At 71.6% G+C, this 11,149-nt stretch carries 10 protein-coding genes and 1 pseudogene; 5 read left to right on the top strand and 6 right to left on the bottom strand.

Features of this window, described 5'->3' with window-relative positions:
* A pseudogene (locus IE277_RS43090) lies at window positions 1–124 on the top strand (transglycosylase SLT domain-containing protein); the annotation flags it as partial.
* A gap of 119 nt (window positions 125–243) precedes the next feature.
* On the opposite strand, the gene IE277_RS43085 reads toward IE277_RS43090, so the two are convergent.
* Both IE277_RS43085 and IE277_RS43080 read right to left on the bottom strand, forming a co-directional pair.
* Window positions 244–1,434 carry a carboxylate-amine ligase gene (locus IE277_RS43085; RefSeq protein WP_229882455.1) on the bottom strand — a complete coding sequence of 397 codons (1,191 nt, stop codon included), beginning with the start codon at window positions 1,432–1,434 and terminating at the stop codon, window positions 244–246.
* Between the two features lie 123 nt (window positions 1,435–1,557).
* Complete coding sequence (locus IE277_RS43080) at window positions 1,558–2,733, bottom strand: epoxide hydrolase family protein (RefSeq protein WP_189959173.1); 1,176 nt, start codon at window positions 2,731–2,733, stop codon at window positions 1,558–1,560.
* 452 nt (window positions 2,734–3,185) lie between these two features.
* Between IE277_RS43080 and IE277_RS43075 the strand changes: the two genes are divergently transcribed.
* The 3 genes from IE277_RS43075 to IE277_RS43065 all read left to right on the top strand — a co-directional run bounded on the left by IE277_RS43075 (window position 3,186) and on the right by IE277_RS43065 (window position 7,133).
* Complete coding sequence (locus IE277_RS43075; RefSeq protein ID WP_189959172.1) at window positions 3,186–4,268, top strand: S1 family peptidase; 1,083 nt, start codon at window positions 3,186–3,188, stop codon at window positions 4,266–4,268.
* A gap of 373 nt (window positions 4,269–4,641) precedes the next feature.
* The gene (locus tag IE277_RS43070; protein WP_189959171.1) at window positions 4,642–5,940 is read left to right on the top strand and encodes a phosphatase PAP2 family protein; all 1,299 of its coding nucleotides are present in this window, start codon (window positions 4,642–4,644) and stop codon (window positions 5,938–5,940) included.
* A 95-nt stretch (window positions 5,941–6,035) separates the two neighbouring features.
* Window positions 6,036–7,133: a hypothetical protein gene (locus tag IE277_RS43065; RefSeq protein WP_189959170.1), complete on the top strand. Its 1,098-nt coding sequence runs from the start codon at window positions 6,036–6,038 to the stop codon at window positions 7,131–7,133.
* Between the two features lie 129 nt (window positions 7,134–7,262).
* Here the strand turns inward: IE277_RS43065 and IE277_RS43060 are convergent, their stop codons facing one another.
* Complete coding sequence (locus tag IE277_RS43060; RefSeq protein WP_229882454.1) at window positions 7,263–7,877, bottom strand: TetR/AcrR family transcriptional regulator; 615 nt, start codon at window positions 7,875–7,877, stop codon at window positions 7,263–7,265.
* Window positions 7,878–7,923: 46 nt separating this feature from the next.
* Between IE277_RS43060 and IE277_RS43055 the strand changes: the two genes are divergently transcribed.
* Window positions 7,924–8,385 (top strand): SRPBCC family protein, encoded by a 462-nt coding sequence (locus IE277_RS43055; protein WP_189959169.1) that lies wholly within the window; start codon window positions 7,924–7,926, stop codon window positions 8,383–8,385.
* Between the two features lie 87 nt (window positions 8,386–8,472).
* On the opposite strand, the gene IE277_RS43050 is transcribed toward IE277_RS43055, so the two are convergent.
* From IE277_RS43050 to IE277_RS43040, 3 genes are all read right to left on the bottom strand, one after another.
* Complete coding sequence (locus IE277_RS43050) at window positions 8,473–8,634, bottom strand: hypothetical protein (protein WP_189959168.1); 162 nt, start codon at window positions 8,632–8,634, stop codon at window positions 8,473–8,475.
* 263 nt (window positions 8,635–8,897) lie between these two features.
* The gene (locus tag IE277_RS43045) at window positions 8,898–9,527 is read right to left on the bottom strand and encodes an ALF repeat-containing protein (protein WP_189959167.1); all 630 of its coding nucleotides are present in this window, start codon (window positions 9,525–9,527) and stop codon (window positions 8,898–8,900) included.
* 180 nt (window positions 9,528–9,707) lie between these two features.
* Window positions 9,708–11,144, bottom strand: a complete 1,437-nt coding sequence (locus tag IE277_RS43040) for a DHA2 family efflux MFS transporter permease subunit (RefSeq protein ID WP_189959166.1) — start codon at window positions 11,142–11,144, stop codon at window positions 9,708–9,710.
* Window positions 11,145–11,149: the final 5 nt, after the last annotated feature.

Below are 11,149 nucleotides of genomic sequence, written 5' to 3'. Positions count from 1 at the left end.
CAACGCCTACCACGTGGCCGGCACCGCCCACAGCGTCACCGACCCGGTCGCCAACATCACCGCCGCCGCCAACTACGCCGCCCACCGCTACGGCTCCATCGACAACGTCAACTCCGCCTACTGACGGGGCTCGCACGACCGCTGACATACGACGAGCGGCAAGGGCGAGCGCCAAGGACGAGCGGCAGGGCGGAGTTCCTCACCGCCGCACGTCGCGACCTGATCCGACAGCGCGGGGCAGACTCACCCGCGGCCACTGCCCGGTGCCGCGAGGGTGCGCGCGAGAAGATGATCGACGATGTCGGCCGGGCGTCGCCGCAGCCGTAGCGCGGCACGCTGTTGCACGGCTCCGGTGCCGTAGAGATTGAGCTGGGACAGCAGGGACTCGACCAGGGCGGCGTCGCCGTGCCGGGTCAGAGCGGGGTGGATCCAGGCCAGCAGGCTGTGCATCCGGCGCGAGGACGGGGTGAGCCGGCGCGAGACCGGGTCGAGGACCGTTCCCGTGAGCCCCTCGCGGGCGGAATGCCATGACGCCGCGCGCAGCATATGGGGATCGGGCCGCGGGGCCGGCCGGCCCGCCCGGACCGAGGCGAGCGCGGTGGCGGCCGCGGCGCGTACCAGGGCGGCGATGAGCACGGTGTCGTCGACCGTCAGGCCGGCGTCGGCGACCCGCACTTCCAGGGTGGGCACGTGGTGGGAGGGCCGGATGTCCCAGTAGATCCCCCCGGCGTCGAGGACCACACCGGTGCCGATCAGGGTGGCGACAAGGTCGTCGTAGTGTCCGGCGGACTCGAAGTACGGCGGGGGCCCGGCGGCCGGCCAGCGGGCCCAGCACACGGTGCGCCAGCTGGCGTGGCCGGTGTCCCGCCCGTCCCACACCGGCGAGTTCGCCGCCAGCGCGATCAACACCGCGATCCAGGCCCGCAGATGGTTGCTGACCTGGACGGCCTCCGCGCGGCTGGCCATGCCGACGTGCACGTGACACGCGCAGCACACCTGCTCCTCGTCCAGTGCGCCGAACGCCCGTGCACTGCGTTCGTACCGGGCTCCGGGCATGAACGGCGGGGCGCCCGCGGGGGTGAGGACCGGGGTGCCGCTGGAGACCAGCCCGGCTCCGTGCGCGGCGGCCGCCCGCGACAGAGACAGCCGGTTGGCATAGAGCTGTTCGGCGAGCGCCCCGAGATCCCGGTGCGGTTCGGTGCGCGTCTCGACCTGATAGCAGGTCAACTCCGGGGCGACCCGGTCGCCGAGCTTGACCTGGGCGGTCGAGATGACCGGCGCGGCCGCCGGCATCAGCAGGCGTGTGCGCGGATCGACGAGGAGGAACTCCTCCTCCACCCCCACCGTCAACAACGGCCCACTCACCCTCGCTACCGGTCCGCCGCCGGCCTGGTGCGCGGGGGTGCTGTCGCTGCGGGATATTCGGCTCTCCACAGACAGGATCCTTTACCGGGAGACCGCAAGGCTCCCTCCGCAGGGGAAATCCGCCGCGAACGGGCCGTCAGATGGCCGAAGAACCACGATTTGTGGCGCCTGGTGCGTGTGCGCCGCCTCGCCTCAGCCCGTCGCCGCCGTGCGGTAGGGGCGGAAGAACGCGCGCAGTTCCTCCGCGTAGAGTTCGGGTTCCTCGAACGGCGCGAAGTGCCCGCCGCGCGCGGGTTCGCTCACGCGGACGACGTTCGTCGTGCGGTCGAGCCAGGCCCGGGGCGGGCGGATGAGGTCGCCGGGGAAGAGCGAGAAGCCGGACGGTACCTCGACCCTGCGGGCGTGCTGCGCGGCCGGGATCGCGGCGTTCGCGCGGTACATGCGCATCGACGAGCCGATCGTCTCCGTGAGCCAGTACAGCGTGACGTTCGTGAGGATCTCGTCCCTGGTGAAGCTCCGCTCGACGTCGCCGGCGCAGTCGCTCCACGCCCGGAGCTTCTCGACGATCCACGCGGCGAGCCCGGCCGGCGAGTCGGTGAGCCCGACGGCGGCGGTCTGGGGCTTCGTACGGTGCATGGCGGCGTAGGCACCCTCGGTCGCGCCCCAGGCCGCGGCGTCCCGGAGCCAGGCGCGTTCCTCCGGTGTGAGCTCCGCCGGGTCGCCGGTGAAGACGGGCACGCCCGCGTCCATGCGGTGCACGGCCACCACCCGGTCGGGGTGGTCGAGGGCGAGGTAGCGGCTGACGTGACTGCCGACGTCCCCGCCCGCCGCGCCGAAGCGCGGGTAGCCGAGGACGCTCATGAGGTCGGCCCACAGGCGGGCTACGGCGACGGAGTCGAGGGGCGGACCGGTGGGCCGGTCGGAGTGTCCGTAGCCCGGCATGTCGGGCACGACCACGTCGAACGCGTCGGCCGGGTCGGCGCCGTGCGCGCCGGGGTCGGTGAGCAGCGGGATGACTTTCGTGTAGCGCCAGAACGAGTCCGGCCAGCCGTGGCCGAGGACCAGCGGGAGGACGGGCCCGGCCGGGGCGGCGGCCCGCGCATGCACGAAGTGGATGCCGAGGCCGCCGAGGCGGACGCGGAAGCGGGGGAGCCGGGCGAGTGCGGCTTCCTGGGTCGGCCAGTCGAACTCCTCCGCCCAGTACGCGACGAGTTCCCGGAGGTAGGAGAGGTCGGTGCCGAGCGACCACCCGGCGTCCTCGGGCGCGTCCGGCCAGCGCGTCGCGCGCAGCCGTGAGCGGAGGTCTTCGAGCGCCTCGGGGGCGGTCTTCGGGACGAACGGTTCGGGGCGGAGCGGCGCGTCCGGCATGGACGCACGCTACCGCCCGCACGGCCCCTCGGCAGGGCGCGCTGAGCTGGTTCCGGCCCCGTCGGATGAGCGCTGTGGTCCGTGTCAGGTCATCCATCGGCCAAGAGCGTTCCAAAACGGCGACGGCTGGTCCGGATTCCGGACGGAATCGTTGCATATCGGCCAGTCGTGGGTGAACCCAGCGTGGACCACGGGTGCGGTGGCGGGCACCGTGTGTGACGCCGGGCAGCGGGCCGAGGGCGCGGAGTGCGCGGACCGCGACAGCCCTCGGCTGCCCGTCGAACCACACGTACGGCCGGATTCCTTCCTTGTTGCGGCGGGAAGGCATCGCCATACTCGTCGGCGTTTGGCATGGTCACGCCTGGCCTTGAAGATCCGGGCGTCCCCGTGTCCGTCGTACCTCCGGCCCCAGCCCGTCGAGTGGGCGGGGCAACCCCCACTGGAGGCTTCACATGGCGCAACGCCGAACAGTTCTCACCACCCGTGCGCTCACCGCAGCGAGCGCCGTGGTCCTCACGGCAGGCGCGGCCCTGCTCCCCGGCGCCGGCTCGGCCACGGCCGCCCCCGCGTCCGCCGCGCCCACCCCGGCCGCGGCTCGAGCCGCCGCCGCCGCGGCCCTCGTCGCACGACTGGGCAACAGCGGCGCCGGCTCCTACTACGACGCCGCCGCCCACCGGTTCGTCGTCAACATCACCGACCCGTCCGCGGCCGGCCAGGTCCGCCGTGCCGGCGCCGTGCCCAGAACCGTGCGCTACTCCACCGGCCAACTGCGCGACGTCCTCGGCACGTTGGCCCAGCGGGCGCGGATCTCGGGCACCGCCTGGTCGATCGACCCCCGTCAGGACAAGGTGGTGCTGACCGTCGACCCGACGGTCACCGGATCCAGGCACACCCGGCTGAACACCGTGGTCGCCTCGCTCGGCGACAAGGTCGTCGTACGCCGGGCCGCCACCGCGCTCAAGCCGTACATCGCGGGCGGTGACGCCATCTGGGGCAGCAGCGTGCGCTGCTCCCTCGGCTTCAATGTGACGATGAGCGGCGCGCCGGCCTTCCTGACCGCCGGACACTGCGGCAACGCCTCCGCCACGTGGTCCGACTCGCAGGGCGGCGGGGAGGTCGGCCAGACGGTCGACTCGAAGTTCCCCGGCACCGACTACGCCCTGGTCCAGTACGACGACGCGAACAGCGACCACCCGAGTGCCGTCGACCTCTACAACGGCTCCAGCCAGCAGATCACCCACGCGGCCGATGCCTTCGTGGGTGAGTCGGTCCAGCGCAGCGGCAGCACCTCGGGTGTCCACGGCGGGTCCGTCACCGGGCTCGACGCGACCGTGAACTATGAGGAGGGCTCGGTCTCCGGGCTCATCGACACCAGCGTGTGCGCCGAGCCCGGCGACAGCGGCGGCGCTCTCTTCGACTCCGACGCGGCCATCGGGCTGACCTCGGGCGGCAGCGGTGACTGCACGTCCGGCGGCGAGACCTTCTTCCAGCCGGTGCCGGCGGCGCTGGAGGCGGAGGGGGTGACCCTTCCGTAGCCGGTGGTGATCCGGATTCCCTGACCGGCGTCGCATGCCGGGCGGAGCGGGCGACCGCGCCCCGGCCGGGCCGCCCGCCATGCGACGCCGCGGCGGTCAGGAGTCCTCGACGAGGTCCGCGTACGGCACGCCGGCAGGGGTGGCGAGGATAAAACACATGGCTCTTGTGGAGCGCTTCCCCGGGGAACGCCGTCTCTCCAGGGGGCGCGCCGTTCCGATATCATGATCCAACCCCTGACGGGCTCCGGCACGAAGAGCGACCAGTTTCATACATCGAGAAAATCGGCCGAACAAATTGATACCTGCACCAGCACGGATTTCTTCGCGAATAAAGAACAGAATTGACTTCGCCGCGTGGCGTCGACCACGGGTGATGTTGTGGACGGCAGCCGGCGTGGTGACCCTCGGGTTTCTCATCGCGCTGGAGATCGCTGCGCGTCACTACGGCCTGCCGGGGCCGATCACCAACCAGGCGAAAGAGGTGATCTTCCCGCCCAAGTCGGGGTTCCTCCTGTACGCCGGTATGGCGTTGATGATGGTCGTGCTCACCTGGCGTCAGCGATGCATCGCGCTCGGCGCCGCGCTCGGCATCGACCTCGTCATCCTGGTGGGGCGGTGGGCGCTCGACATCAAGGTGACCGAAGGCCACCCCTTCGGCAACGGCGCGCTCCTGGTGGTCCTCGGCTGCGCGGTCATCGCCGTCACACGCCGCACGGGCCAGGAACGTGCCCTGCTGCTGAAGGGCGTCGGACTGGCCCTGCTCCTGGTCGCCGGCCGCAAGACCGGCGACACCTGGCTGCTCATCACGTCGAAGACCCACCCGACGGTGCTCGACCCCTATGTGGCGACCGCCGACCACGCGCTGGGCAATCCGTCGTGGCTGGCAGGCCAGATCGTCAGGGCCAGCGGTCCGGTCGGCGCCCACATTCTCGACTACGTCTACGTCCAGCTCGCGGTCGCCGCGGTCGTCGTCGCCGTCTACCAGCTGCGCAATGTGGCGGTCGAGCGTCGCTTTCCCAGCCACCATCTGGTGCGCACCTTTCTGGTGGTCGGCCTCCTCGGACCGGCCATCTACATGATCTTCCCGGTGGTCGGACCGGTCTTCGCCTACAGCGCCGAGGGCGGACACTGGGCGGCGGCGAACCTGTGGCCGGACACGCCCCCGCCGATCAGCAACCCGCACCCGATTCCGTTCGACGAGATCACCCCGCGCAACTGCATGCCGAGCCTCCACACGGCATGGGCCACCACGATTTTCATCCATTCCCGCAAGGGCCCCAGGATTCTGCGGTACGCGGGCGCGTTCTGGCTGACGGCGACGCTCGGCGCGACGCTGGGATTCGGCTATCACTACGGTGCCGATCTGATCGCCGGCGCGGTGTTCGCGCTCACGATCGAGGCCGCTCTGCGTTCGCTCGCCCGCGGCTGGGACCGGTCCGGGACCCGGCTCGTCGCCCATGGCGCGACGGTCTTCGTCGCGCTTCTGCTGTCGTACCGCTATCTGCCGACGCAGATGGCCGCACATCCATGGCTGTTCGGACCGCTCCTCATTCTGGCGATGGCCTCGGTGATCCACCACTACATCCGGACCACCCGGCAGTGGGAACCGGCCGTCACCCCGGCGCGGCAGCCGGAACCGCAGCCCGAGCTCGTCCGGGCTCCGCTGCCGTGACCCTGTGGCCGAACACATGCCGCATGTGATCACCACGCCCTACTCTTCCCCTGTTCGAAACCTTCACGGACACAGGCCAAGGCGGGGGAAAGCACATGACATATCGGCGCGCGGTGATACCGGCACTGGCCGGAGGCCTGCTGATCACACTGTTGCTGTGGTGGGCGGGGGCGAGCGCATCGGCATTGCAGCTGCGCGGCAGTACGAGCGTGTTCGACGTGCAGTCGGTGAGCGAACTGCGGCGATGGCTCATGCCATGGTCGTACGACCTTCCGACGCCGGCCGGCTTGAGTGACGGCACCGAGTACGCCGATCTGTACCGCACCGCGATGCAGATCAGATTCGTGGCCGTCTTCGCGTTCTTTCTGGCCGGCGCGCTGCTCCTGGTCCGCAGGATTCCGCCGACCCAGGGTCGTACGCCCGCCACACTGCTCGCGCTGTGGGCGTGGGGCCCGGTGGCCGCGACGCTGGCGGTGACGGTCTCCGCGCCGTGGCTGATCGCGTCCCGGGGGCACGGCAGCTACCGGGTGCTGCCGCAGCTGGCGAACGTGATCGCGGCGAGCGGGCCGGTCGTGGTGTGCGCGGCGCTGGTGACCGCCCCGCTCACGGTGCTCGTGGCACGCGTCACGGCCAAGGACACGGATCCGCTGCCCCGCCGGAGCGTGCCGCCACGCGCCGCCCGCCTCGCGGCGAGCGCCGGGACCGCGGTGATCGCGCTGTCGTTGGTCGTCCTCTCGTCCACCTCGGTGGCGGCCTGGATCCAGACCTCCTTCGACGGCGGAGGGATGCTGTCCGAGCCCGGCGACCTGCTGCGTGAGTGGCTGCTGCTCGGCAGCTGGACGAGCCCGTCCGGCACGCCCATCGGCGACTGGCTGCTGTACCGGGCAGCCGATGCGCTCCTGCTGGCCGTGGTGTGGTGGGCGCTGCGGCTGCTGCCCGGCCTGCTCACCCGGACCACGGCGCCGGCGTTGGCGGCCGGCGCGGTCTGCGCCACCGTGCTGGGACTGCTGGCGAGCCAGGTGCTGCACATGGCGGCGGACGACACGGCCGGCATCTGGGGACCCGTGTACCTGTTCTCCAACCTTGGCAGCGGCGTCCCGGCCGCCCTCACCTTCGGCATCCTGGCAGGGCTGGCCGCCCTGGTGACGCTCCGGCTGGCCGGCGACCGTGACACCGGGGAACTCCCCGAGTGAGGTCACGTCGATGTGGGCCGTTGCCGTCCCGGTGCTCCCGCTGTCGGGCGCCGGGGTGACGCGGTGGGTGATGGTGCTCGGGGTGGCGGTCGGTCCGAATGACCGACTCTGCTCGGTCCGAATGTCCGACTACGTCCGGTCCGAGCCGTAGTAGAGGCGGAGGAATTCCTCCATCGCCGCGTCGACGCCGGCCCGGTCGCCCGTGGCGAGGAGGTCGAGCAGCAGACCGCGGACGGTGGCCAGTCCCAGCCTGGCGCGGCTCCGGGCCGTGGCGGGGTTCGCCCCCGCGGCCGTCTCGGCGGCCACGAGCGGCTCCAGCCAGTCCGTCACCAGTCCTTCGAGGACCGGGGCGGCCTCCGGGCGGCCCCGCAGCGCCTGCCCGCAGATCTCGAAGAAGAGCCGCTCCTGACCGGCCAGCCGAGGGTCCGTCAAGCGCTGCCACAGCAGCCGCGCGACATCGGCGGGCGCGAGGCCGGGCTCCAGGTGGAGCCGGGACAGCAGGTCGCGCTGACGCCGTTCCGACGTCCGGACGATCTCGACGAGCAGCTGTTCCTTGGAGCCGAAGTAGTGGATCAGCATGCGATGACTGACCCCGATCGCGGCGCCCAGGCGGCGCAGGCTGAGGTCCGCGATGCCGTGCGCCGCGACGTGGTCGACGGCCGCGTCCACCAGCTGAGAGCGGCGGTCCCGGTCCGTGCCGTGCAGGGCCTCGCTCCCCGGCCGCGGGTCATCCTGATTCACCACGGCATGAGTGTACCGATCGGTACACCGCGCATGTACCGTGTGGTACATGAAGTCCGTCACCGTGTCGATCGACGTACCGCAGACGCCCGAGCAGGTCTACGACTTCCTCGATGTCATCGCTCACCACGAGCGCTTCACCGACCACTACCTGACCGACTGGCGGTTCAGCGGCCCCGGCTGCGGCATCGGATCGGGCGCCACGGTCACCGCCGCACTGGGTGGCACGAGGACCGACGTCTCCATCGAGGTCGTCGAGGCCGAAGCGCCACGGCGCATCGTCGAACGCAACGTGAGCGCGGTCGGCCGGCGCCTGGCCCACGGCACCTACACGATCGAACCGCTGCCCGCCGGCGGGAGCCACGTGTCCTTCGGCTACGCCTGGACCCGCGTCCCGCTCGCCGACCGTCTACTGGCGCCCGCCGTCCGGGCCGCGATACGGCGGGCCAACCGCACGGTCATGCGGCGCCTGGCCGCGGAACTGGCTCGCCATGTCGCTGCGGCAGGCTGACGACAGATGACATGACTGTGCCTGACAGCGGTGTCAGGAGGCGTTGAATCCCCGTGACCCGCCAGGACGACACTGCCGCGCTGCGGGTCACATCACCGACTGGCCGGCGGAGGTGGCCCGGCCCATGACCTGGACCATGCTGCGGCGGCCGGCCGCGCGCCCCAGGGCCGCCATGGTGCGGTTGAGGCGCCCGAAGATGACGACGCTCGGTGGTGGGGTGCGGCGGGTGCGGCGGTCGAGCGCCCGCAAGGGCCGTGGCGACGGCCTCCACGGGCACGACGCGGCCTTCCGGGAAGCCCACCGCGCGAAGATCGGGCGAGCCGCCGAGTCATGGTGTCGGTCGGCCGCATGCGACGCCACGCGCGGTGGCGCATCGGCAAGACGATGAAGAAGGCGGCCGATAAATGCGGCAGCACTTCGGGACGGTACCGGGCCTGTCGCACGGTACCGCCCCCTCGGTCACGTCTGTGGCAGCACAGGCCATCCCGGCGTGCGGTCAGCTGCCGAGCCTGTCAACGAGACACGCTTCGGGCCTTCAGTTCGTACCGGCCGTGCTCCAGGAAGTACCGCAGGGCCTCCGGCGTGCCGTTGTCGAGGGCCCGCTCCGCCGCCGCGCGGAGTGCCGGGCCGGTGGCCGGGTCGGCGAGGATCCGGAAGACGGCGACGCGGTCGTCCTCGGCCTGCGCGAGGCGGTAGCCGGTCGCCAGGAAGGCGCGCAGGGCGGCCGGTGAGCCATCGTCCAGGGCCTTGGTGGCCTCCCTGACGACCGCCTTGTCGTGGCGTTGGCGGGCGACGGCGAGGATGTGGAAGACGGCGACGCTGTCATCCTCGGCCTGGGCCGCCGCGCGACCGGTCTTCAGGAAGTTCCGCTGGTCCGCGATGGTGCCGTCCATGGCCTTCTGCGCGGCGGCGTGGACCGCCCTGCCGGTGCCCGGGTCGGCGATGATACGCATGATCGCGATCCGCACCTCGTCGTCGGACATCTCGTCCACCGGTGTGGTCGAGCCGCCCGTGCCCGGCGCGGCCGCCACGCGGGTGGGCGAGGTGGCGGCCGAACCGGCGGCGAAGGCGGGGGTGGCGAGCAGCAGCGCCGGCGTCAGAGCGGTGGCCGCGACGGCCAGGGCGGCGCGGGTCAGTCTCACGTGTGGACCTTCCTTGTGAGCGTCGAGAACTTTGAGAACTTCGAGAACTTCGAGAACAAAGGCTTCAGCTGGCGATCTTCGTCGGGAGCGCGCCGTATCGCATTGCCGGAACCAGGCAGTCTTCAGGGTGTGCAGATTGCCGACATGACGACCGCCGCTCACGCGGCGGACCGGCCGGTATCAGAGGCTCGTGCCCGCACGTTCGGCCGTTCGGTGTGCCCACGGGGTGGAGCTGACCGCGCCGAGGGCGAGGACGCCCGCGCCGAGTCCGAGGATCATCCACCACACACCCTGCGTCGCGCTGGTGAACGCCGTCCCGCCCTGGGCAGTCCGCGGGCCGATGACCGTCCCGGAGATCGCGACGCCCAAGGTGGTGCCGGTCTGGCGGCCGGTGGAGGCCAGCGAACCGGCCAGCCCGGCCATCGAACGGGGCATCCCCGAGATCGCCGCGTTGGTGATCGGCGGGTTGACCGCACCGAGGAAGACGCCGAACAGCAGATAGATCGCCAGGACGGCCCAGAGGGGAGTGTCCGGCCCGAGCCGGAGCGACATGCCGCCGCCGAGGGCCAGGGCCGTCCCGGCCACCACCAGCGGCAGCAGCGGACCGCGCGCACCGACCAGGCGCCCGGTGAGTGGCGCTATCACCAGGACGGGCAGCCCGACCGGGAGCAGGCACAGCCCCGCCGTCACCGGCGCAAGGCCGCGTACGTCCTGCAGGTACTGCGGGGTCACGAACAAGAAGGCGCCGAAGGCGCACAGGGCGAACAGGGCGATCACGATCGCCGAACCGAACGGCACGCTGCGGAAGAGACGCAGCTCCAGGAGCGGATCGGCGCGGCGCGGTTCGTAGCCGAGGATGCCCGCCACGCCGAGCGCGGCGACGGCGAGCAGCCCGACGATGACCGGCGAGGTCCAGCCCAGCGACCTGGACTCGATGATCGCGTACACGACACTGCCCAGGACCAGGACCATCAGCGCCTGCCCGACGGGGTCGAACCGGCGGGCCCGGGCGGCCCGGGACTCGGGCACGAACCGCGCGGCGCACACGATCGCCACGGCCACGATCGGGATGTTGATCCAGAAGACCGACCGCCAGCCGAAGGCGTCGACCAGCGCACCGCCGACGATCGGGCCGAGGGCCAGCGCCAGCCCGGACATCGAGGCGAAGACGCCTATGGCCCGGGCCCGTTCGGCGGCATCCGTGAAGGTGTTCGCGACGATCGCCATGGCCACCGGGTTGAGCATGGTCCCGCCGACGGCTTGCAGCACCCGTGCCGCGATCAGCCAGCCGATGCCCGGAGCCAGTCCGCACAGCAGCGAGCCGAGGCCGAAGGCCGCGAGACCGGCCTGGAAGACACGCCGTCGGCCGACTCGGTCGGCGGTGGACCCGGCCAGCACGAGGAACCCGGCCAGCACCAGGGTGTAGGCGTCGACCGTCCACTGCAGACCGGACTCCGGGGCCCGCAGCTCGCGGCCGATGGTGGGGAGCGCGACGTTGACGACGGAGATGTCCATCACGACCACGACGATGCTGATGCAGCAGATCGCGAGTACGAGGGACTTGTGCCGCGGGCTCGGTTCGGCAGCCGCGGCAGGGGAGAGCACTGATGAACTCATGGCCA

Source organism: Streptomyces alanosinicus (assembly GCF_014650595.1).
In the GTDB taxonomy this organism is placed as follows: domain Bacteria; phylum Actinomycetota; class Actinomycetes; order Streptomycetales; family Streptomycetaceae; genus Streptomyces; species Streptomyces alanosinicus.
This window is presented reverse-complemented; position numbering and strand designations above follow the sequence as displayed.